The organism is Blastococcus sp. VKM Ac-2987 (genome assembly GCF_026967805.1).
Taxonomy (GTDB): domain Bacteria; phylum Actinomycetota; class Actinomycetes; order Mycobacteriales; family Geodermatophilaceae; genus Blastococcus.
This window is the reverse complement of sequence record NZ_JAPVBG010000003.1, coordinates 855,308-875,930: the sequence shown is the minus strand read 5'-3', so window position 1 is coordinate 875,930 and position 20,623 is coordinate 855,308. Positions and strand designations below refer to the sequence as shown.

General features: G+C 72.2%; 21 protein-coding genes. 10 read left to right on the top strand and 11 right to left on the bottom strand.

Going from position 1 to position 20,623, the window contains the following annotated elements:
• Window positions 1-108: 108 nt before the first annotated feature.
• Window positions 109-1,230: an aromatic ring-hydroxylating oxygenase subunit alpha gene (locus tag O2W17_RS19360; protein WP_269194087.1), complete on the bottom strand. Its 1,122-nt coding sequence runs from the start codon at window positions 1,228-1,230 to the stop codon at window positions 109-111.
• A gap of 297 nt (window positions 1,231-1,527) precedes the next feature.
• Entirely contained in the window at window positions 1,528-2,328 is an 801-nt protein-coding gene (locus O2W17_RS19355; RefSeq protein WP_269194086.1) for an IclR family transcriptional regulator, read from the bottom strand.
• A gap of 125 nt (window positions 2,329-2,453) precedes the next feature.
• On the opposite strand from O2W17_RS19355, the gene O2W17_RS19350 reads away from it, so the two are divergent.
• The 4 genes from O2W17_RS19350 to O2W17_RS19335 all read left to right on the top strand — a co-directional run bounded on the left by O2W17_RS19350 (window position 2,454) and on the right by O2W17_RS19335 (window position 7,684).
• Window positions 2,454-2,774, top strand: coding sequence for a bifunctional 3-phenylpropionate/cinnamic acid dioxygenase ferredoxin subunit (locus O2W17_RS19350; protein WP_269194085.1), 321 nt, complete (start codon window positions 2,454-2,456; stop codon window positions 2,772-2,774).
• Window positions 2,771-3,943, top strand: a complete 1,173-nt coding sequence (locus O2W17_RS19345) for an NAD(P)/FAD-dependent oxidoreductase (protein ID WP_269194084.1) — start codon at window positions 2,771-2,773, stop codon at window positions 3,941-3,943. Before O2W17_RS19350 ends, O2W17_RS19345 begins: the two co-directional genes overlap by 4 nt.
• Before the next feature lie 406 nt (window positions 3,944-4,349).
• Window positions 4,350-6,080 carry a BCCT family transporter gene (locus O2W17_RS19340; protein ID WP_269194083.1) on the top strand — a complete coding sequence of 577 codons (1,731 nt, stop codon included), beginning with the start codon at window positions 4,350-4,352 and terminating at the stop codon, window positions 6,078-6,080.
• A gap of 308 nt (window positions 6,081-6,388) precedes the next feature.
• Window positions 6,389-7,684: an acyl-CoA dehydrogenase family protein gene (locus O2W17_RS19335; RefSeq protein WP_269194082.1), complete on the top strand. Its 1,296-nt coding sequence runs from the start codon at window positions 6,389-6,391 to the stop codon at window positions 7,682-7,684.
• A gap of 222 nt (window positions 7,685-7,906) precedes the next feature.
• Here O2W17_RS19335 and O2W17_RS19330 read toward each other — a convergent pair whose 3' ends face one another.
• From O2W17_RS19330 to O2W17_RS19320, 3 genes are all read right to left on the bottom strand, one after another.
• Complete coding sequence (locus O2W17_RS19330; protein WP_269194081.1) at window positions 7,907-8,662, bottom strand: hypothetical protein; 756 nt, start codon at window positions 8,660-8,662, stop codon at window positions 7,907-7,909.
• Between the two features lie 143 nt (window positions 8,663-8,805).
• Window positions 8,806-9,060, bottom strand: coding sequence for a hypothetical protein (locus tag O2W17_RS19325; RefSeq protein WP_269194080.1), 255 nt, complete (start codon window positions 9,058-9,060; stop codon window positions 8,806-8,808).
• A 553-nt stretch (window positions 9,061-9,613) separates the two neighbouring features.
• Complete coding sequence (locus O2W17_RS19320) at window positions 9,614-10,105, bottom strand: hypothetical protein (RefSeq protein WP_269194079.1); 492 nt, start codon at window positions 10,103-10,105, stop codon at window positions 9,614-9,616.
• A 135-nt stretch (window positions 10,106-10,240) separates the two neighbouring features.
• Here O2W17_RS19320 and O2W17_RS19315 point away from each other — a divergent pair, with 135 nt between their 5' ends.
• On the top strand, window positions 10,241-10,714 hold the full coding sequence (locus O2W17_RS19315; protein WP_269194078.1) for a helix-turn-helix transcriptional regulator: 474 nt from the start codon (window positions 10,241-10,243) through the stop codon (window positions 10,712-10,714).
• A 232-nt stretch (window positions 10,715-10,946) separates the two neighbouring features.
• On the top strand, window positions 10,947-12,068 hold the full coding sequence (locus O2W17_RS19310) for a ScyD/ScyE family protein (RefSeq protein ID WP_269194077.1): 1,122 nt from the start codon (window positions 10,947-10,949) through the stop codon (window positions 12,066-12,068).
• Between the two features lie 160 nt (window positions 12,069-12,228).
• On the opposite strand, the gene O2W17_RS19305 is transcribed toward O2W17_RS19310, so the two are convergent.
• Genes O2W17_RS19305 through O2W17_RS19295 form a run of 3 tightly spaced genes read right to left on the bottom strand, consistent with a single transcriptional unit; the run spans window position 12,229 to window position 14,424 of the window.
• A complete protein-coding gene (locus tag O2W17_RS19305) occupies window positions 12,229-13,152 on the bottom strand; it encodes an ATP-grasp domain-containing protein (RefSeq protein ID WP_269194076.1) in 924 nt (307 codons plus the stop codon).
• Window positions 13,149-13,868: a hypothetical protein gene (locus O2W17_RS19300; RefSeq protein WP_269194075.1), complete on the bottom strand. Its 720-nt coding sequence runs from the start codon at window positions 13,866-13,868 to the stop codon at window positions 13,149-13,151. The genes O2W17_RS19305 and O2W17_RS19300 overlap by 4 nt, the downstream gene beginning before the upstream one ends.
• A gap of 10 nt (window positions 13,869-13,878) precedes the next feature.
• Window positions 13,879-14,424 carry a hypothetical protein gene (locus O2W17_RS19295; protein WP_269194074.1) on the bottom strand — a complete coding sequence of 182 codons (546 nt, stop codon included), beginning with the start codon at window positions 14,422-14,424 and terminating at the stop codon, window positions 13,879-13,881.
• 393 nt (window positions 14,425-14,817) lie between these two features.
• Between O2W17_RS19295 and O2W17_RS19290 the strand changes: the two genes are divergently transcribed.
• The 4 genes from O2W17_RS19290 to O2W17_RS19275 all read left to right on the top strand — a co-directional run bounded on the left by O2W17_RS19290 (window position 14,818) and on the right by O2W17_RS19275 (window position 16,576).
• On the top strand, window positions 14,818-15,501 hold the full coding sequence (locus O2W17_RS19290; RefSeq protein WP_269194073.1) for a DUF4333 domain-containing protein: 684 nt from the start codon (window positions 14,818-14,820) through the stop codon (window positions 15,499-15,501).
• Between the two features lie 3 nt (window positions 15,502-15,504).
• The gene (locus tag O2W17_RS19285) at window positions 15,505-15,759 is read left to right on the top strand and encodes a hypothetical protein (RefSeq protein WP_269194072.1); all 255 of its coding nucleotides are present in this window, start codon (window positions 15,505-15,507) and stop codon (window positions 15,757-15,759) included.
• Between the two features lie 140 nt (window positions 15,760-15,899).
• Window positions 15,900-16,148: a hypothetical protein gene (locus tag O2W17_RS19280; RefSeq protein ID WP_269194071.1), complete on the top strand. Its 249-nt coding sequence runs from the start codon at window positions 15,900-15,902 to the stop codon at window positions 16,146-16,148.
• Window positions 16,145-16,576 (top strand): hypothetical protein, encoded by a 432-nt coding sequence (locus O2W17_RS19275; RefSeq protein WP_269194070.1) that lies wholly within the window; start codon window positions 16,145-16,147, stop codon window positions 16,574-16,576. The genes O2W17_RS19280 and O2W17_RS19275 overlap by 4 nt, the downstream gene beginning before the upstream one ends.
• A gap of 40 nt (window positions 16,577-16,616) precedes the next feature.
• Here the strand turns inward: O2W17_RS19275 and O2W17_RS19270 are convergent, their stop codons facing one another.
• The 3 genes from O2W17_RS19270 to O2W17_RS19260 form a co-directional block, all read right to left on the bottom strand.
• Window positions 16,617-17,399 carry a CPBP family intramembrane glutamic endopeptidase gene (locus tag O2W17_RS19270; RefSeq protein WP_269194069.1) on the bottom strand — a complete coding sequence of 261 codons (783 nt, stop codon included), beginning with the start codon at window positions 17,397-17,399 and terminating at the stop codon, window positions 16,617-16,619.
• On the bottom strand, window positions 17,396-18,337 hold the full coding sequence (locus O2W17_RS19265; protein ID WP_269194068.1) for an NAD(P)H-binding protein: 942 nt from the start codon (window positions 18,335-18,337) through the stop codon (window positions 17,396-17,398). The genes O2W17_RS19270 and O2W17_RS19265 overlap by 4 nt, the downstream gene beginning before the upstream one ends.
• A 305-nt stretch (window positions 18,338-18,642) precedes the next feature.
• A complete protein-coding gene (locus O2W17_RS19260) occupies window positions 18,643-20,577 on the bottom strand; it encodes an acyl-CoA dehydrogenase family protein (protein ID WP_269194067.1) in 1,935 nt (644 codons plus the stop codon).
• Window positions 20,578-20,623: the final 46 nt, after the last annotated feature.

Here is a 20,623-nt window from a genome sequence, read left to right as displayed (position 1 = left end):
CCGATCCTGGCGGCGGCGGCGGACGGCGTCCCGCCCGCCGGCCACGGGCACGCGCTGCGGGGCCGGGAGGACGTCGGCCTCCCGGCCCCGCAGCGACAGGTGCCCGGTTCAGACCGACAGGCGCGACGTCAGCCAGTCGTGGAAGGCACCGATGTGGTGTTCGGAGGGCACCAGGACGCCGCCGTTGGCGTATGCCCGGGAGGACATGGCCGGCTGGGTCCGCTCGCACGCGGCGAAGTCCTGCTCGTTGACCCGGTGGAACAGCTCCACCGAGCGCGTCACGTCCCTGCCCGATTCGACCACGTCGTGCGTGTACAGCCAGTCGCACTCCACGATCGTCCGGTCGGCCGAGACCGGGAACATGCGGTGGAAGATGACGTGGTCCGGCACCAGGTTGACGAAGACCGTCGGCTTGACCGTGATGGCGTAGTAGCGGCGGTCCTGGTCCTCGTCGACGCCCGGGAGCCGGTCGAAACCCTCGCTGCCGTCGACGGTGAAGCCCTTGACGTCGTCCCCGAACTCGGCGCCGTGCCCGACGAAGAACTGTGCCGCGTACCCGTCGGCGAACTCGGGGAGCACCTCGGTGAGCTCCGGGTGGATCGTCGCGCAGTGGTAGCACTCCATGAAGTTCTCGATGATGAGCTTCCAGTTCGCCTTTACGTCGTACGTGACGCGGCGCCCCACGGAAAGCGAATCGATCTCGTAGCCGTCGATCGCCTGCACGCTCCCGAGACGTTCGACGACGGCGCCCACGACGTCGTCCTCGAAGGACGGGGGCTCCTTCGCCAGGCACACCCACGCATACCCCAGCCACTCCCGCAACGCCACCGGGACCAGGCCGTACTCGATCCGGTCGATGTCGGGCATCTTGGTCAGGTTGGGGGCCGCGATCAGCTTGCCCTCGAGGTCGTAGGTCCACGCGTGGTACGGGCACTGGAAGGCCCGCTTCACCGCACCGGAGTCCTCCGTGCAGATCTGTGCACCGCGGTGCCGGCAGATGTTGAGGAACGAGCGCAGCTGCCCGTCCCGGCTGCGGACCACGAGCACGCTCTCCCTGCCCACCTGGACCTTCTGGAATGAGCCGGGCGTCGGCAGGTCGCTCGATCGCACGGCGCAGAACCACATGTCCTCGAAGACGTGCGACTGCTCCAGCGCGAAGACGGCGGGGTCGGTGTAGTAGCGGCCCGGCAGCGTGGAGATCAGGCTCGCGGGCTGTTCGGTGGTGGTCATGCGGCACCTCGGGTTGCGTCGGCGACCGGAGGGACGCCGGAAGTCGGGACGACTCAGGTCTGCGACTAGCCACGGTCGTCGTCCGCCAGCGAACTCCTGACGACCGGATGTGTTGCACATTACTCAGCCGCTCGCGTCAGGCGCAACAATTCGACAGCTCAGCGCGGAGACGCGCAGCGTCGACCCCGCTCCCGGACAACGGCCACCCCGTGCGCCCCGCGTGCCAACCCCGCACGCGGGGGAACCGGCGAGGTCAGGACGACGTCCTGCCCGCCGTCGCCGCCGGAACCCGCTCGATCAGCGGAGCTGGCCGAAGAAGCCCAGCTTCCGGCTCAGCTCGTCCGCGGCCGACACCACCCGCCGAGCCAGCCGGGGGAAGTCCTCCGGGTCCATGCGGAAGGCCGGCCCCGAGACGCTGAGGGCTGCGATCACGTCTCCGTCCGCGCCCCGGACAGGCGCGGCGAGAGCGTTGAGCCCGACCTCGTACTCCTCGACGGTGCAGCCCCACCCCTGCTCGACGATCCGGTCCAGGCACTGCCGGAGCGCCTCGGGATCGGTGATCGTGGCTGCGGTGAAGCGCTGCATCTCCCGGGAGAGCAGGTCCTTGCGGACGGGGTCGGGGGCATGGGCCAGGAGCACCTTCCCGCTCGACGTCGCGTACAAGGGGGTGCCCTGCCCCACCCAGTTGTGCGTGCTGAGCGCCGCCGGCCCACGAACCTGGCTGACGTTCACCGCGCGGTCGCCGTCCAGGATGGCGATGTTGACCGTCTCCTCGAGATCCGCGGCCAGCGCCTCGCAGATGGGCCGCCCCTCCCGGGCGATGTCCAGCTGCGCGGCGGCCGCGCCGGCCAGGCGCACGACGCCGAAGCCCAACCGGTACTTGCCCCGGTCGGTCAGCTGCTCGACGAACCCCCGGCTCTCCAGCGCCGCCACCAGCCGGAAGGCCGTGGACTTGTGCACCCCGAGTTCGGCGGCCACCTCCGTGACACCGGCCTCGCCCTGGGCCGCCAGGATCTCCAGGACGGTCAGCGCACGGTCGACGGACTGGACGACGGCGACCGAGCCCCGATCCGCGTTCTCACCCTGCGGCCCATTCATGACCTCAGCGTAGACGGGGGCACATCCCCTTCCCCGGCTCTTGACGAGCAGGGCAACTCCGTCCCATGCTGTTGCGCTATCAGCGCAGCGTTGCGGAGCCCGCAACATCTATGGCTGGAGCGTCCATGATCCCGGTCTGCCCCACGACCGCGTTGCCGCCCGGTGAGGCGGCTCGAGTCGAGGCCGATGAGCCCATCGCCGTCTTCAACGTCGACGGCGACTTCTACGCGATCGACGACACGTGCACGCACCAGGACGCCTCCCTGGCCGACGGCTGGCTGGACGGCTGCGCCGTGGAGTGCCCCCTGCACGCGTCCTGCTTCGATCTGCGCACGGGGAAGGTGTCCGGACCGCCGGCCAAGACCCCGGTCCGCACCCATCGGGTGGTCGTGCAGGACGGCATGATCTACGTGCAGCCGGCGGCCGCCACGGACGGTGCCGCATGAGCCCCACGGTGGCCGTGGTCGGGGCCTCCCTCGCCGGCCTCTCGGCCGCCCGTGCACTCCGGAACCAGTCCTACGACGGCCGCATCGTGGTCATCGGCGACGAGGCGCACGCCCCCTACGACCGCCCACCCCTGTCCAAGGAGTTCCTGGCCGGTACGGCCTCGCTGGACGACATCACCCTGGGCGCACCCGACGACGAGGACCTCGGGCTCGAGTGGCGGCTGCACACGACGGCGGTAGGCCTGGACCACCTCAGCCGCTCGGTGCTGCTCGAGGACGGCAGCGAGATCCGCGCCGACGGCGTCGTTCTCGCCACGGGTGCCCGCGCCCGACGCCTGCCCGGCAGCGAGGGGCTCGACGGGGTGCACGTGCTGCGCTCCCTGGACGACGCGATCGCCCTGCGCGAGGAACTGGCCGCCGCCGGACGCCTGGTGGTGATCGGCGCCGGCTTCATCGGGGCGGAGGTCGCCTCCACAGCCCGCGCGCTCGGGCTGGAGGTCACCGTCGTCGAGACCCAGCCCGTCCCGCTCGCCGGCCCGCTGGGCGCAGAGATGGGCGCGGTGTGCGCCGGGTTGCACGCCGATCACGGCACCCGCCTGCTGACCGGCACCGGGGTCGCCGGGTTGGTCGGCGCCGGCAGGGTCGAGGCCGTCGAACTGACCGACGGGACCCGCCTGCCCGCGGACGTGGTGCTCGTGGGGATCGGCGCCACACCCAACATCGAGTGGCTGGCCCACTCCGGCGTGGCCCTCGGCAACGGCGTGCTCACCGACGCGCGCTGCGTCACCAACATCCCGGGCGTGGTCGCCGTCGGCGACTGCGCCGCGGCGTGGTCGGCCGCCGCGGAGCGACACGTCCGCATCGAGCACTGGACCCACGCCCTCGAGCAGCCGGCCACCGCGGCCGCCGCCCTGCTGGGCACCGGTGGACCGACGACGACGCCCGTGCCCTACTTCTGGTCCGACCAGTACGGCGCCCGCATCCAGTTCGCGGGATCGCGCCGCGACGGCGACGTCGCCCGCGTGCTGGAGGGCAGCTGCGCGGACCGCAGCTTCCTGGTGGTCTACGAACGCCACGGGCAACCCGTCGCCGTTCTCGGGATGAATCAACCCCGCCTGTTCACCCGTTGGCGCCGACAGCTGCGCTCGGCCGTCCTGACGCAGTCCTGACCGTCCGCCGCCTCGGGGCGGCGGACGAGGGAGCGCCACGGAGACGGCGGGACACCCCGGCCTGCGCCGGCTCCGGCCGCTGCGGCGGATGGTCCGGCGGAGCACGCCGGGGCGCGCACAGCGGGCGACGGGTGGACCGGTCGGCGCCGCGCTCGGCGATCAGCGTCGCGCCGTGGTCGGGGCCGGTCGCTCCGGCCCGGATCAGCGGAATGCGTGGGCCGGCGGGGTCGACGGAGCCTCCTCGGCACGACCGAATCCCGGTTCCTCCTGTCACCGCTCCGCCACACAGGGTTCGGTCACGCGGTTCCTGTGGCGAAAGTCACTCGGGCCTCTTGTTCCGTTCTGGAGCGTCTGGTTCCCTCATGCGCAGCGAGTGTCGCACTACGCAACAGGCTAGGAGAGGCACATGGAGCACTCGGGTCGTGAGCAGGCCTCGCCCTCCAGTTCTTCGAGTGCCGAGCCGAAGGGCGGTCCGGCCACCGGCACCGAATCGGCCGTTGCGCGGGAGCCCGTAGCCCGGCCGCAGACCGACCGGGTCGTCTTCGGCGTCTCCCTGGCGCTGGTGGTGGGGTTCGCCCTGTGGGGAGTGCTCGCCAGCGACAGCCTCTCGAGTGCCGTGAGCACCGCGTTCGGCACGGTCATCACCAACGCCGGCTGGGTATTCGTCGTCACCAGCTCCGGCTTCGTCGCGCTCGCGGGGTTCCTGGCGCTGTCCCGCTACGGGCGCATCCGGTTGGGGAAGGACGACGAGCGGCCGGAGTTCAGCACGGGCTCGTGGATCTCCATGCTCTTCGCGGCCGGCATGGGCATCGGTCTGCTCTTCTGGGGCGTCGCCGAGCCGCTCTCCCACCTCGCGGACGCCCCGCTCGGCCTCGAGGAGGGCGGGACCCCGGAGGCCGCCCGACTGGGGCTGCAGTACACGATCTTCCACTGGGGTCTGCACCCCTGGGCGATGTACGCCGTCATGGCGATGGCCCTCGCCTACGGCGTCTTCCGCAAGGGGCGGCCGAGCCTGGTGAGCTCCGCGGTCGTCCCACTGGTGAGCGAGAACCGCACGGGCGTCCGCCGCGCCGTCGACATCCTCGCCATCTTCACCACGGTCTTCGGCGCGGCCACCTCGCTCGGCCTCGGCGCGTTGCAGGTCAACAGCGGTCTGGCGGCGAACTACGGCGTCCCGCGCAACAACGGCGTGGCCGTGGCCATCATCGCCGGCCTGGCGTTGCTCTACGTCCTGTCCGCGGTCAGCGGCGTGCACAAGGGCATCAAGCTGGTCAGCAACACCAACGTCGTGCTCGCCGCGCTGCTCGTGGCCTTCGTCTTCGTGCTGGGCCCGACCACGCACCTCTTCAACACCATCACCGACGCCACCGGGGACTACCTGGCGGCGCTGCCCGCCATGAGCCTGGCCGCGGGCGCCTGGGGCGGGCAGGAGTGGCTCGCGGGGTGGACACTGTTCTACTGGGCGTGGTGGATGTCCTGGACGCCGTTCGTGGGGACGTTCATCGCGCGCATCTCCCGCGGCCGGACGATCCGGCAGTTCGTCACCTTCGTGATGATCGTCCCGACCATGGTCAGCATCGTGTGGTTCGGCGTCCTGGGCGGCACCGCCACCCACCTCGAGCTCACGGGCCAGGCCGAGCTCAGCCAGGCCCTGCTCGACGACGGCACCGAGGGCGCGCTGTTCGCCCTGCTCGACGAGTTCCCGCTGGTGACGCTCACCGTGCTGCTCGTGATGGTGCTCATCACGCTGTTCTTCGTCAGCAGCGCCGACTCCGCCTCCATGGTCCTCGGCATGCTCTCGCAGCGGGGCACGACCTCGCCGGCCCGCGCGGTGGTCATCCTCTGGGGCGTGTGCATCGCGGCCGTCGCCGCAGCGCTCACCCTCGCCGGTGGCCTGACCGTCATCCAGTCGGCCACCATCCTGGTGGCGACGCCCTTCGTGGTCGTGCTCATCGCCATCTGCGTCAACCTGGTGCGCGAGCTGCGCCGGGAGCCCTACACCTCGACGCTGGACCCGCAGGTCCGGCGGGCCGTCATCGCCCACCTCCACGAGATCCCCCACTCCAACGGACTGCCGCCCACCTCACCCGGGGTCCCGGTCGCCGACACCGACCGGGAGCCGGCCGGTCAGCAGTAGGGCGAGCCAGAACTGATCGGTCCCGGGGCGCCGGGTCCACCGGACCCCCGAGCGCTGTCGTCGGGACGGTCGCTCCCGCTGCTCGGGTGCCCGGTGTCGACGTGCGCACGGTGACCCGAGCCACCCGGAACACCGAGGTCCACGACGTTCGCTCCGGCGACCGGTCCGGTCCGGGTCGAGCGGCTGACCGCCCGCTGTGCCACGCTCGATTCCCCGTCCCACCGGATCCGTGTCGCTGCTGCCGCTCCTCGCCGCGCTTCCGGTAGGACCACCCTGCCGCCGAACGAACCAGCCGAGAGGGACACCGAATGCAGACCGCTGAGCCGACGGAGCTGTTCGACCTGCGCATGAGCGAGGAGGCCCGCCCGCTCTACGACCGCGTCGTCCGGTTCCTCCAGGACGTGGTCGCGCCGATGCAGGAGGAGTACTTCCGGCTCGGCGCGGGGCACCCCGACCCGTGGTCGTACGCGCCGGGTCAGCTCGAGGCGCTCGAAGGGGCGAAGACCAAGGCCAAGGAGGCCGGTCTGTGGAACTTCTTCCTGCCCAACTCCGAGGTCGGTGGCCTGAGCAACCTCGACTACGCCTACATCGCCGTCGAGCTCGGCAAGTACCCGCTCGGCTCGGAGTCGCTCAACTGCTCGGCCCCCGACACCGGCAATATGGAGGTGCTCGAGCGCGTCGGCACCCCCGAGCAGAAGGCCCAGTGGCTGGAGCCGCTCCTCAACGGCGAGATCCGCTCCGCCTACGCCATGACCGAGCCCGACGTCGGCAGCTCCGACGCCAAGAGCATCCGGCTCCAGGCGGTGCGGGACGGCGACGAGTACGTCCTCAACGGCGAGAAGTTCTACATCTCCGGGGCCGGGGATCCCCGCTGCAAGATCATGATCGTCATGTGCCAGACGAATCCGGACGCGCCGGCGCACGCGCAGCAGTCGCAGATCCTCGTCCCGATGGACACCCCCGGTGTCGCCGTGCTCGAACCGATGCAGGTCTTCGGCCGTGACGACGCCCCCCACGGCCACATGCACATCCGGTTCACCGACGTGCGCGTGCCCGCCGCCAACATGCTCCTCGGCGAGGGCCGTGGCTTCGAGATCAGCCAGGTGCGTCTGGGGCCCGGGCGCATCCACCACTGCATGCGTGCCATCGGCCAGGGCGAGAAGGCGCTCGAGCTGATGATCCGCCGGGGCAAGTTCCGGGAGGCGTTCGGCAAGCCCATCCTGAGCCTCGGCAAGAACATGGAGCTGGTGTCGCGGGCGCGCATCGAGCTCGATGCCTGCCGGCTCATGGTGCTGAAGGCCGCCAAGGCGATGGACGTGCTCGGCAACTCCCAGGCCCGCGTCTACGTCTCGGCGGTGAAGGCGATGGTGCCGGAGAAGGTGTGCCAGATCATCGACCAGGCCATCCAGATCCACGGCGCCGCCGGGGTGTCGCAGTGGACGCCGCTGGCCAACATGTACACCAGCCAGCGCACCCTCCGCCTGGCCGACGGACCCGACGAGGTGCACCACTTCGTCGTCGCCCGCCAGGAGGCCGGTCGCTACGCCGATCCGGCCCCCGGTCGCTCCGAGGGCCTCGGCGACGGCGTCTTCGCCGGCCCCTGATCCGGCGCAGGCCCGCCCTGCGGGCCGAACGACGACGGGGCCCGGTCACCGTGGTGACCGGGCCCCGGGTGGTCGCCGCGTCGGCGGAGGGCCGTGCGGATCGAACGCCTCGCACGCCCTACGCCGCTCGGTTGCCCGAGCACGCTCCCGCGCTGACTCCAGGGCGTCGTCGTGAACCTGCCGCGCGGCGCGAGAGCTGGACGGCTGGGTCGGCTCGGGATGTCATGCCTCGGTGGACAACCGGTAGAGCGCGGTGTGGTGAACCCGCATCACGGGCTCCGCGCCGGCCAGGACCAACGCGTCGAACCGGACTTCGTCATGCCGGCCGCGCCGGCCGACGTCGGTCACGCGCCCGTGCACCGCCATGTGCGCGGGCAATCGGGCGACGCCGAGGAAGTGGCAGTGGCTCGCGGTGTGGATCCACGGTCCGAGGGCGACATTGCTGCTGAGCAGCTCGTTGACCAGCCGCAGCAGCAGGCCGGGGTGCGCCCACCGTTCCTCCCGGTAGAGCGGCAGCGGCTCGCCGATCGCATCCAGGTACCACTCGTTCTCCTCGACGGTGCGCTGCGCGTGGAGGCTGCCGAACGGCCCGACGACCGGGTCGACCACCGGCTGGTCCGCAACCGGCGCCTCCGCGAGTCCGGCCAGGCCGGGGCGGTCCGCCGTGTGATCGGCCGATCCCAGGCAGCGCACGTCGCCGTCCGAGCCGGCGACCGTCAACCGGCCATCGGTCACGTCGACGAGCAGTTCCTCGCCGTCGTACACCGGCCGGCGGAAGCGCAGGTCGATCCGCCCCTCGGACAGCCACGTCGCCCCCCAGGCCGCGACCAGGGGTGTGGTGGTGCGGGCGAACAGCTCGACCCCGGGCACCAGCGCGCCGTGGAAACCGAACTGCCGGGCGACGCTGTCCTCGTGGATCTTGTTCTCGGCCTCCTCGATGACGCGGGCGACGAAGCGATGCGGTGCAGGGGCGTCCATGTGACCGGATGCTCCCGCTCGGGCCACCCGCTGTCGACCGGGGCCGCCCGGGCCTGTCCAGCAGGTCGGCTCGTACACCGAGACATGGCCGCCTCCACGGCTCACGGGACAGGGGAGCTTCGTCGCTGGACACCTCCGGGGACTCAGAGCTGGAGGATCGCTGCCGCGACGAGGTAGGAAGCGGACACACCCTCTGGATCGTGCAGATCGCCAGGATGCTCCGACACGGCCTGGGAACGTGCGCGCACCGCGGCGCCGGGATCCTCGACGACGAGATCGGCGCTGAGCCCGGAGACGACAGCACGTGCGTCGTGCTCGTCGAGACCGTCGAGGGCGAGGCCGTCGTGGAGCAGGGTGGCCGCCTCGTGGAACACCTCACGAGCCATCTCGAGATCCACCTCGGGCCGTGCCCGGGCTACTGCCTCTGCTGTGGCCAGGAGCTGATCGAACGGTGGGTCCACGCCCCGGAGCGGCATACCGGGAACCTCGCAGGCACCGCGCGACGTGGCAAACGGATATGGCCTCAGCCCGCGGACGTACCCCCTCGCAGGCGGACGTGGTCACCCTGTCCCCCCTCCGGTGACGCTGTCCCTGCCTCGGACCGGAGGCCAAGGACGGCGCGGACGGGGGTCTGCACCCACACATGCGCACGTCGGCGCCATCAACAGGAGTGTCACCAGGCGACGGAGGCCGCGATGGGTCGGCCATCGGTCATCGGCCGTCCCAGGCGCCGGAGGGCGGACGGTGGCGGCGTCCGCACGGGACGAGCGGACCGGCGCCGCGGAAGCCCCCTCGATGCGCCCCGTCCTCCCACCGTGGAGGCGTGGAACGCACCGAGCGGTGCTACGCCGCCTGGCTCACCCTCGTCGGCGACCCGCTCCGGGCGGACACCGACGACAGCTCCCTTTCCGCACGACCCCCTGTGGCCCGGGCTGCTTCCATGGATCCACTTCACAGCCGCTCGACGGCACGCGGGACGAGCGTCGCCGCGAACTGTTGCCGCGCGCTGTCGAGTCGTTCATGGAGGTCGAGCCAGTTCTGGTCAGCCGGGCCGTGACCGGCTACGAGCATCTTTCGCAGGTCGCGCGCCGGCTTCCACATGGCCTCGAACAACGTAAGGGCCTCACGGTCGGCGCTCAGTCGGATAGCTTCGCGTGCCCGGCGGATCTCCATGTCTGCGTCATGCAGCTGTTCGCCGAGTGCTTCTTCGTCGAGCGGACTCCAGCCGCCATTCTTGACGGCCGCGATCTCTGCGATGAGGCCCGCCGCGACTGCTATGGCCGCCAATGCCTCGGCGTACGCCGCGGCCTTCCTCTCGGCAGCGCGCTGAGCGGCATCATGCTCCCGCTGCCGCTGGGCCGAACGTGCCTGGGCGAACATCGTGACCGCGGCGACTGCAACTGCGGTCACACCAGTGACGAGCGCCGCCCAGACCGCTGCCATGGACCGAGTGTGTTCCCGCCGCCCACAAGGGGACAAGGGGGAAGAGTGCTGCTGGCGGTGGTCGGACGACGTCCGGCCCGTGGTCGGCACCGACCTCTGCCGAGCCGGCCACCGGCTCCCGAAGGAGATGCGGTCGTGATCCCCCCAGGCCACGACGCCTGGACCGTGGGCGACGACCCGAGCGAGCTCGTGGACACCTCCGCCGACTACAGCCACCTCATCGCGGCCGGCGATGCCCACCGCCGGATGGCCGACCGGGCAGGACCGCTGCGCGGCCACCGCGGTATCCGTACCGACGCCGTGGCCGAACTGCGGGCCGACGCCCGCGCCGGACGACTCGACGGTGGGGCCGTGGAGATCGTCCTGAGCGCGGTCAGCCGGAGATCGAGACGGGTCTCCGGACCGGCGGGCCTGACCCCGCGGGAGACCGAGGTGCTGGTGCTGATCGGCACAGGAGCCTCCGCCAAGCAGGTGGCTCGCATGCTCGGAAGCTCACCCAAGACCGCAGCGACGCACATCGAGCGCACCTACGCCAAGATCGCCGTCACCAGCCGTGCTGCGGCGACACGCTTCGCCATCCACCACGGCCTGATCGATCCGGTCTGCTGACGATCCGCTCCAGGCCCGGCTGCTCGTACTCACCCTCGCCACGCGCTGCACGCGGTCGGCCGCCGCCCCTCGGACACTGCAGGGACGGCGTTTTGCGGAACGAGAACGTCCCGAGAGCGAGACGGCGCAGTGGTTGACGGCCCTGGGCCGCGCTGCCAATCTTCGCCTCCCTCACGGGGCCGCGCCGACGGCCCAGGCCCTCGACCCACTAGGGGAAACGATGAAACGTCTCGTGTGTGCAGCGGCCACCACCGGCCTGGCGATCACGACGGTGCTGGTCAGTCCCGCCGTTGCGGCGCCAGGTGGTCCGGCCGAAGCGTCGCGGCTGGCTCCGGTGCCGGTGGCGCGGCAGCTGGACAACCCGCGGCAGCTGGGCCTGACCGATGACGGGGTGCTGGTCATCGCGGAGTCCGGAACCGGCGGCGATGACTGTGCTGTCGTAGGCGGGGAGCAGGTGTGCGTCGGCACCACCGGGGCGGTCAGCATCGTGCGGCGCCCCAGCAAGGCCCAGGGGGTCACCGCGGAGCGCGTGGTGACCGGCCTGCTGTCCGAGGCCGGCCCGTCCGGGATCGGCGCGACGGGGAACGACGCGGCGAGCGCGCGGTCCCTGGACCGGATCTTCATCGCCAAGGACGTCGACGTCCCGGACGGCATCAACGGGCTCCCGGAGGAGCAGGAGGGCAGCCTGCTGCGCGCGGCGGCGGGCCAGCCGGCCGTCGTGGTCGCCGACATCCGCGCCTACGAGTCGGCGAACGACCCGGACGGCCAGGGTGTCGAGTCGAACCCGTACGGGGTGCTCGACCTCGGCGACCGGGTGCTGGTGGCCGACGCCGCCGGCAACGACATCCTCGCCGTCGACGGTAGCGGCGAGATCAGCGTGTTCGCCGTCCTGCCCAACGTCAGCGGTGGCGCCTGTGACACGCGCCCCAACCAGGGTGGCAACTTCTGCGACCCGGTCCCGACGTCGCTCACCTTCAGCCGGGACGGCGATGTCATCGTGGCGGGCCTCGGGTCGCTGGTGCCCGGCGCGGGGCGGGTCTGGGAGCTGGACCGCCAAACCGGGGCGATCCAGCAGACCTGGACCGGCTTCACCGGGGTGACCGGTGCCGCACAGGACCAGGCGGGCAACCTGTACGTCAGCGAGCTCTTCGGCGGCGCCGACGGGGCGGGTCAGGTGGTGTTCGTGCCGAAGAACGGCGCACGGGCCACGCTGCCCGTGCCGTCGCCGGCGGGCGTGGTCGTCGACCAGCCCGGGAACGTGTACGTGTCCGCGTACTCGCTCTCCCCGGGCACCGGGCTCGGCGCGCCGGGCACCGACGGGCAGGTCTGGCGGCTGACCAAGCGCTCGTTCTAGTGGTCGTGGCCGAAGACGTCGGCCGAGCCCGTGCGACGGCACGGGTCGGCTGATCGCGTCCGAGGAGGACCTCCGGGCGTGGGCGGGACTGCCGAAGGCAGCCACCCACGACCCGGAGGTCCTCGTGTCCTGCGCCGGCGGCTGACCCGTCGGGGACGGCTCACCTCCGATCCAGCAGCCGGGCTATCGCCTCCGCGATGGGCTGGCCGGTGTGGAGTTCGTAGTAGCTGAAGACCGGGCTCGGGTTCACCTCGAGGCACACGACCCGCCCGTCGGGCGCCAGTTTGAGATCGATCCCCGCCACCGCCAGACCGAGGTCCGCCGCCAGGCCGACGCAGCGTCCGGACAGGTCCCCGTCGAGCTCGTAGGGCCGGAACGTGGCTGCGCGCCCCGCCTGCCGCGTCGCGTACCGGTAGTCGACCGCCTCCGTCTCGATCAGCGTGCCGAAGACCTCGTCGCCCACCGTGTGCACGCGGAGGTTGGGGCCCGGCACGTAGGCCTGGAACTGGACCGGGCACCACCGGATGCGATCGAGGCGCGCGACGTCCTTCTCCTCGAGCCGTTGGACGACGGAGCGCTCGCTGCTGATCGACTTGTAGACGAGCGGGCCGTGGGCGTCGCGGAACGCCAGGACGCGGTCGGGGTCGTCGGTCACCAGCGTCTCCGGCACGTCGAAACCGTGCTCCCGGATGAGTTGCGCCTGGTACGGCTTCGAGAAGTTGGAGCCCATGGCCACGTAGCGGTTCACCACCTGCGCCGGCGCCACGTCCGCCCACTGCCCGAGGATCTCGTGCAGGGCACGGCCGGCGGCTCGGACCCTCGAGTCGTGGGGTTCGTGCTCCAGTTCCGGGAGGCACCGGTCGTCCATGAACCGCAGGTACACGCCGTCGACCTCGTCGAGCCGGACCGCGTAGCCCGGGCCGGAGAGCTCACCACGCATCCCGTCGTCGTCCACGACGAGGTGGACCGCGGTCTCCCGTACGTGGCGCTGGTTGACCAGGACGCAGTCGGCGCCGCGGCGCTCCAGCGCGGCAGCCACCATCCCGAGCGAGCTCTCGCTGGGGATGCCGCAGAGGAGTATCACCGGGCCAGCGCTTCCAGTGCCGCGATCCCGGATTCGCCGCCGCTCCGCAGATCGGGCTGCGGAGTGGCGTCGAGCAGCCGCCAGCCGCCCGATGCGGGTACGGCACCGGAGAAGCGCAGACCCAGGATGGCGGTGTCGGCCAGGGCCGCGAGACGCCGGACCGCACACCGCACCGCGGGCGGGGCGGGTGCGCCGACGATCTCGCCGCCCACGGCCAGGACGACGGCGGAGGGCCCGGCGTCGTCGAGGGGCGCCGGCTCGGTGCTGCTCAGGTGGAGCGGGACCACCGGGAGCCCGGCCTGGACGGCCAGGGCGCGCCAGTGCAGCGCGGAACGCCACCGGCCACTCAGCCCCTGCGCCGTCGGCGCGTTGACGACGACGGGCGCCAGGGATCGGAGCCAGCTCATGGCGAAGGCGTGCAGCTCGCTCGTGGCGTAGGCGGCCTCGCCGGGTGGCCCCGTCGTGAGGAGCGCCCAGGGCGCCCGGGGCAGGCGGTTCAGGACAGCGCCTCCCCCGCCCGCCTCGACCCGGCGTCCATCGGCCAGGTGCACGCACGTCCGGGTGCCCTGCCGGCCGACGCCGTGCTCCCAGGTCGTGCTCGCGAGGTCCAGCTCCTCCAGGAGGACGATCCGGGTCTCTCCCCGCGAGCGCGCACGCAGCCGGGAGTAGGCCCACAGACCGGATTCGTCAGCGGTATGGGTCAGCACGAGCCACACGTCGGGCCCGCTACCGGTTGTCGTCGCGCTGGTCGTCGCGCTGATCAGGCTCCTCGTGCAACGCGCCCCGGCTCAGGTCGGGACGGTCGCCGGCCTCGATGAAGTGCCGGAGCTCGCGGCCCATCGCCTCCAACGCGTCCGCATGACGCATGAGCATGTCGCGGTCGATGAGCGGTGAGACCCGCAGCTGCTCGAAGCCCGGGACCTCCGCCTCCTTGTTCTCCTTGACGACCTTCTGCTCGATCGGCTTGATCTCCTCGCGCTCGATCTTCTCGATCTTGGCCTCTTTGATCTCGAGCTTGTTCTCCTTGAGCTCCTTCTCCTTGTCCTTCTCCTTGTCGCCCTTGACCTCCTTGATCTCGTTCTTGTGCTCCTTGAGTTCGAGCTTGTGCTCCTTGAACTCGTGCTTCTCGCTCTTCTCGAACTTCTCCTTGGGGGGCTTCTCGAACAGCTTGAAGTTCTCGTCCTCGATCTTGACCTTCTCCTGGAGCTTCTCGTTGTCCGCCTTGATCTTCACGATGGGCGGCGGCAGGTTCGGGTTGAACGGATTGGTCACGGCCCCTCCTCGGGTGCTCGACTGGACTCCTGCCGCGATCGGCCACGCCCCACCGGGGGCGGCCCCCGCCCGCGCGGACAGCTGCTGTGCTGAGATCCCCGATTACGCCACCGCCCCCGTCACGGCCGCGTCATCGCGCGGTCACCGAGGAGGGTCGCCCCCGCACCGGCGAGCGACGCTCACGGACGGTGCCGGCCGCGCCGTTGTGCTCCGTGCAGGATGCGATGGGAGCTCGCCGCGGCCGGTCCCCAGCCGCTCGCCGAGCCGGTCTGACGTCAGCCGGCTGCCCTCGCCGGCGGTGCTGCCGGGGGGCAGGCCGGGCCCAAGTCAGCGGCAAGCGCCGCACAAGTGCTCTCCGCCATGGTTCTCGCACCACCCCGGAAGAGAGAGATCATGGCACCAGAGACCAGCTCCTACCCGTCCACCGCCCAGGCCCCGGGCTACGTCGCGCCCGGCCGGCCCGCCGGCTACCACCCGCTGCCGCCGGTGCCGCCCGTGCCGCCGCCGGGGTTCGGCCCGTCGCCGCTCCCGCCGTCGCCGCCCCGCCGCAGCACCGGCCGGATCGCCGCGGCCGTCGGTGGCGTCGTCTTCGCCGTCGCCGGTCTGGCCGGTGGCGCCCTGCTCCTGCTCGGCGACCCCACGCTGGACACGGCAGGGGTCGCCGACCGGATCGCCGCGGAGACCGCGCAGCAGGCCGGCGTGGCCGCCACGGACGTGGACTGCCCGACCGACGTGACCGCCGAGGCCGGCGGCACCTTCACCTGCTCCGCGCAGCTCGACGGCCAGCCGGTGACCTTCACCGTCCGGCAGGAGGACGGCGACGGCAACGTCCGGTTCGACCTGGACGACGAGATCGTCATGCTGGACCTCGTCGAGCAGATCCTTGCCGAGCAGGTGGGCGCGGACTACGGGGTGCCGGTCACGGCCTCGTGCGACGCCGGTGGCCGGCGGGTCCTGGTGGACGGCTCGCAGACGCCCCTGCCCTGCACGGTCACCAACGTCGACGACGTCTCCGACAGCCTGGCCGTGACCGCGACCGTCCTGTCCGACGGCAGCGTCGACTACGTGGAGGCCTGAGACATGGCCGCCCTGCCCGAGACCCCGGCACCCCGCGCCGGGACCACCGTCGGCCTGCCGGCCCCGCGTGAGGTCCGGACGCAGCGGACCGAGCGCGGGACCACCGAGCACCGGTCCGTGGCGCTCCGCCCGGAGCGGTTCAGCGGCGGTCCGGCGGCGGACCCGCACGCCCGTCGGCTCATCGCGGCCCGGCGCTGGAACCCCCGCGCCCAGCAGGCGGCTCGCCGGGCAGCCCGGGCGAGCGCCGCGGTCCGCTGACCGCAGCGGCCGGCGTCGTCCCCTGCCCCCGGGCGACGCCGGCCACCGCCCCCGGTTCGGCTGGGGCGCGATCGGGTAGCGCGCGACTGACGTCGGCGGGCGCGCCGGCGGCCATCCCGACGCGCGAGGAGAACTCCCCCATGAGCATGACCGACAGCGACGCCGCGACCGGCTCCCGGGACATCAAGAGCCACGAGACCACCAGCTTCGCCGACCTCGGCAAGGAGATGTGGTCCTACCTGACCGGCAAGGGCGCGGCGATCAACTACGAGTTCGTCGAGATGGTCGTCGAAGTGCCGCGCGAGACCGGGCCGGATGCGCCGCGAGCCGTCTGGCGGCTCAACGGCACCCTGCGCATCACGACCACCGAGAACGCCAGCCGGGGATGACCGACCCGCGCGGCCCGGTGCACCTGTCCGGCGAACTGTCGCTGGAGGTGGACGGGGTGGGCGTGCAGGTGCGCGCCGACGGCGCGGACGTGCGGATCGTCGCCGCGGACGTCGGGACCTTCGTGGCCCGGGTCCGGGAGGCGGCGACCGCACGGACGGGGGTGGCGCCGGGTCGCCGTGACCTGGGCGGGCTGGCCGAGGCGCTGGCCGCCTCCGGGATCACCGCGCACCTGGAGTCCCCCACGCGTCCGGTGGCCGTCGCCGGTGCCGGCGTCGACTCGCCGGCCGGGGCGCTGCTGCTCGGCACCCGGCTGGTGCGGCCCGGTGCCGCCGTGGTGGTGATCGCCGCCGGCCGAGGCCGGCGGCTGCTCGCCGCGGGCGCCGTCGCGGTGGTGCTGGCGACCGTCCTGGCCCGCCGCCGCAGATGACGCTGACGGGCGCGGCCGGTCGTCGAGCCGGCCGCGCCCGTCAGCGGCTGCCGTCCGCCCTCCCGGACGACGACGACCGCTCCTCCGCGAGCCGGCGGACGAACAGCGGAGGCAGGTAGCGCAGCATCAGGGCCGACCACACCACGTGCGTGAGCATGGGCGCCTGGATCCCTCCGGTGATCCGGCGCTGCACCGCGAAGAGCAGCCCCATCGGGACGCTCGCCAGCACGAGCGCCGGGTTGCGGGTGGCCGTGGTGGCCAGGCCGTAGACGGCGGTCGACACGAGCACCGGCCGGTGCTCGCCCGCCGCCGCGTACAGGGCGCCGCGGAAGAACACCTCCTCCGCCATGCCGTTGGCCAGCGTCGTGGTGAGCACCAGCGGGGTCGACCCCTGGTCGGCGTAGCGGAGCACCGAGCCGATCGCCCGCTCCAGGACCGGGATCCGCCGGGCGACCAGCGCCGCGGCGTAGAAGGCCCCGAAGACGGCGGCCCCCGAGACCACCGGGGTGATCAGCGGCCGGCGCAGCCGGTCCCCGGGCCCGAACATCCGGCCCAGGTGCAGCGGCCCGGACGCCAGCCCTCCGGCCACCCAGGTGCCGGCGACCCCGAGGGTCAGCCCGTAGAACCGCGGGGAGCCCGGCGGCGTGGACAACGACACCCCCAGCAGGGACGCGCCGGTCACCGCGACGGCGCCGGTGACCCGCCGGCGGCGCCGGAAGGCCGCGTCGCTCTCCCGGTGGTCGCGCGGGACGCTGCGCAGCAGCGGCCCGGCCGCCCGCTCGACCGCGGCCCGCAGCCGTGGGAGGGCTCGGCCGCCGGTCACCGCCGGGCTCCGCGGCTCAGCCACCCGCCGCGCCGCTCCCCGACCTGCTGCCGGCGATCCCGCGCCCGCTCGACCAGGGCGGTCATCACCATCTCGTCGTAGTCCATGGGCTCGAACGGGACGACCGAGCGGATGGCGTCGTCGGTGACGACCACCTCGATGGTCATCGAGTCGATGAGCGAGCGGCCGGTGGCGACGTCCACGTCGGTGACCAGGGCCAGCCAGCGCGAGGACAGCTGCGGGCTGAGCAGCGGCACGGGGACGACGAACAGGTGGCGGTTCTGGATGTCGGCCACCCGGGTGAGCATCTGCAGGTAGGTGAGCACCTCCGGGCCGCCCACCTCGAACACCCGGCCGTCCGTGTCCGGTGCATCGAGGACACCGACCAGGTACCGGACGACGTCGGCGACCGCGATGGGCTGGGTCCGTGTGCTGACCCACCGGGGGGTGACCATGGCGGGCAGGTGGGCCACCAGCTGGCGGGTCATCTCCCAGGACACCCCGCCGTGGCCGACCACGATCCCCGCCCGCAGCACGGTCACCGGCAGGCCGGTGCCGGCGAGGAGCCGCTCGACCTCGCGACGGCTGCGCAGGTGCCGCGACAGCCGCTCGTCCTCCCGGCCCAGGCCGCCGAGGTAGACGATCCGGCCGGTCCCGGCCGCGGCGGCGGCCCGGGCGAAGGCGCGCGCCGCGTCGGCGTCCTTGCGCTCGAAGTCCGCGTCGCCGAGGGAGTGCACCAGGTAGTAGGCGACCTCGCAGCCCTCGAGCGCCGCCCGCAGCGATGCCTCGTCGCCGACGTCGCCCGCGACCGGGGTACCGGCCCCCTCGTAGTGCTCCGGCCGTCGGGTCATCGCCCGGACGTCGTGCCCGGCCTCGTCGAGCGCGGTGGCCAGCCGGCTGCCCACGAACCCCGACGCGCCGGTGACCAGGATCCTCACCGGCACAGCCTCACCCAGGGGGGCGGCGAGCGCGACCCGTACAGGGTCGGGCAGCGGATCCGTACCCGTCGCACGATCCGTCCGCGCTCGGAACCCGTCAGTCCAGGAGCCGGCGCCGCTGAGCCGCGTCCCGCATCCGGATGCCGATCGCCTCCTCCCCGGGTGAGAGGCGCTGCCTGGTGGTGGGCAGCTCCGCGGGCGACCGGAGCTCGTGCAGCGCGCTGACGCACTCCGCCGCGGTCGGCGGAGCGACCCCGTGTCCGCCGCGCTGCGTCGGGCCTCGGACCCGTTCGGCGGACACCGGCCTACGGGGCGGGCGCGGCCCCGACCGTGGGCGGAGCCGCGTCGAACTGCTCGGCCGCCGGTGGGGCGTGCGCAGGCATCATCGGGCCGTTCCCCGCCGGGTCGAGCACGTCCTCCTCGAACCACGCGTACCGGCCGGAGAGCACCTGCTGCGCGGCCCGGTACTGGTCGTGGTCGTCGTTGTCCCACAGCTCCGCGAACAGCCGATCGGCTCGGCGACGGGCCTGACGGCAGAACAGGTCGGCCAGTTCCACGGCCTCCTGCCTGCGGGCGGGCTGTTCTCGCCCGATGGTGTCCGCGTAGACGCAGGTGCACGAGATCGCGTAGAGCTCGGCACCGATGTCGACGATCCGGCCGAGCAGGTGGCCCTTCTGCTCGAGGCGAGCCTGGTGACGCCCCATCGCGTAGAAGGTCGAACGCGCGAGCTTGCGGGAGTGGCGCTCGACGTAGCGCACGTGACGGGCCAGCCGCCCGAACTCGGAGAAGGAGCCGGGACGCTGCCCGGCGCCCGTGGTGAGCGTCGGGAGCCACCGGGCGTAGAAGACGCCCGCCTTCGCGGCGGCCTTGGCCCTGTCGGCGGGACGGGCGTTCCCGAGGACCAGGTCCCCCGCGACCCTCAGGTGCTCGTCGACGGCTTCCCGGGCGATCAGCAGGTGCATGATCTCCGTCGAGCCCTCGAAGATCCGGTTGATGCGCATGTCGCGCAGCATCTGCTCCGCCGGTACCGGCTTCTCGCCGCGCCGGGCGAGCGACTCGGCGGTCTCGTAGGCGCGACCGCCGCGGATCTGCACCATCTCGTCGACGGCGGTCCAGCCGAGTTCCGACGCGTAGAGCTTGGCGAGGGCGGCCTCGATGCGGATGTCGTTGCGCTTGTCATCGGCCAGCCGGCTGGACACGTCGAGCACCGCCTCCAGCCCGAACGCGGTGCCCGCCAGCCAGGCGAGCTTCTGCGCGATCGGGTCGTGCTCGCCGATGGGCCGACCCCACTGCGTCCGCTCGCCCGACCACTCGCGCGCGATCTTGAGCGAGTGCTTCACCGCCGACGAGCAGAACGCGGGAAGTGAGAGGCGGCCGGTGTTCAGCGTGGTGAGCGCGATCCGCAGGCCCTTGCCCTCGCCGCCGATGACGTCCTCGGTGGGCACGAAGACGTCGTCGAACCGTGTCACCGAGTTCTCGATGCCCCTGAGCCCCATGAACTCGTTGCGGTGTTCGACCGTGATGCCCGCGCGGTCGCACGGGCACAGGAACGCGGTGATACCGCCCCGATGGCCGTCCGACTCCGGGACGACGGCCATGACCACGACCACGTCGGCGATGGCGCCGTTGGTCGCCCACAGCTTCGTGCCGTTGATCCGGTAGCCGGTGCCGTCATCGGTCGGGACCGCGGTCGTGCTCATCCGCGCCGGATCCGAGCCGACGTCCGGCTCGGTGAGCAGGAACGCCGAGATGTGGTCCCTGGCCAGCCTGGGCAGCCAGTGGCGCTTCTGCTCCTCGGAGCCGAACAGGCGCAGCGGCTCGGGCAGGCCGATGGACTGGTGCGCGGAGAGCAGCGTCGAGATCGACGAGTGCCACGTACCTGCCATGGCCAGCGCCCGGTTGTAGTGGACCTGGCTCAACCCGAGACCCCCGTACTCCTCGGGGATCTTCATGCCGAGCGCGCCCAGCTCCTTCAGGCCTTGCAGCACGCGCTCGGGGATCCTTGCCTCACGCTCGATCTGCTGCCGGTCGACCTGCTCGGTGAGGAACGTGCGGAGGCGCGCGAGGAACTGCTCACCCTTTTGCGCCGTGCCCGGATCGAGCTCCGGCTGCGGGTGGATCAGCTCGAGACGGAAGTTGCCGAGGAACAACTCCTTGCCGAACGACGGCTGGGTCCATTCGGTCTCGCGGCTCGCCTCGGCGACCTGCTTCGACTGTTCGTACGACGGATGAGACGCCATGCACCAGCATCACCCCTCCGTCCCGGTGGGACAACGGTTCTCGACG

Bases quoted from the DNA above. Each gene is read 5' to 3' on its own strand.
- O2W17_RS19335 (WP_269194082.1), top strand. From the start codon at position 6,389: ATGCAGACCGCTGAGCCGACGGAGCTGTTCGACCTGCGCATGAGCGAG.
- O2W17_RS19340 (WP_269194083.1), top strand. From the start codon at position 4,350: ATGGAGCACTCGGGTCGTGAGCAGGCCTCGCCCTCCAGTTCTTCGAGT.
- O2W17_RS19280 (WP_269194071.1), top strand. From the start codon at position 15,900: ATGAGCATGACCGACAGCGACGCCGCGACCGGCTCCCGGGACATCAAG.
- O2W17_RS19360 (WP_269194087.1), bottom strand. From the start codon at position 1,230: ATGACCACCACCGAACAGCCCGCGAGCCTGATCTCCACGCTGCCGGGC.
- O2W17_RS19350 (WP_269194085.1), top strand. From the start codon at position 2,454: ATGATCCCGGTCTGCCCCACGACCGCGTTGCCGCCCGGTGAGGCGGCT.
- O2W17_RS19330 (WP_269194081.1), bottom strand. From the start codon at position 8,662: ATGGACGCCCCTGCACCGCATCGCTTCGTCGCCCGCGTCATCGAGGAG.
- O2W17_RS19345 (WP_269194084.1), top strand. From the start codon at position 2,771: ATGAGCCCCACGGTGGCCGTGGTCGGGGCCTCCCTCGCCGGCCTCTCG.
- O2W17_RS19260 (WP_269194067.1), bottom strand. From the start codon at position 20,577: ATGGCGTCTCATCCGTCGTACGAACAGTCGAAGCAGGTCGCCGAGGCG.
- O2W17_RS19275 (WP_269194070.1), top strand. From the start codon at position 16,145: ATGACCGACCCGCGCGGCCCGGTGCACCTGTCCGGCGAACTGTCGCTG.
- O2W17_RS19290 (WP_269194073.1), top strand. From the start codon at position 14,818: ATGGCACCAGAGACCAGCTCCTACCCGTCCACCGCCCAGGCCCCGGGC.
- O2W17_RS19320 (WP_269194079.1), bottom strand. From the start codon at position 10,105: ATGGCAGCGGTCTGGGCGGCGCTCGTCACTGGTGTGACCGCAGTTGCA.
- O2W17_RS19285 (WP_269194072.1), top strand. From the start codon at position 15,505: ATGGCCGCCCTGCCCGAGACCCCGGCACCCCGCGCCGGGACCACCGTC.
- O2W17_RS19355 (WP_269194086.1), bottom strand. From the start codon at position 2,328: ATGAATGGGCCGCAGGGTGAGAACGCGGATCGGGGCTCGGTCGCCGTC.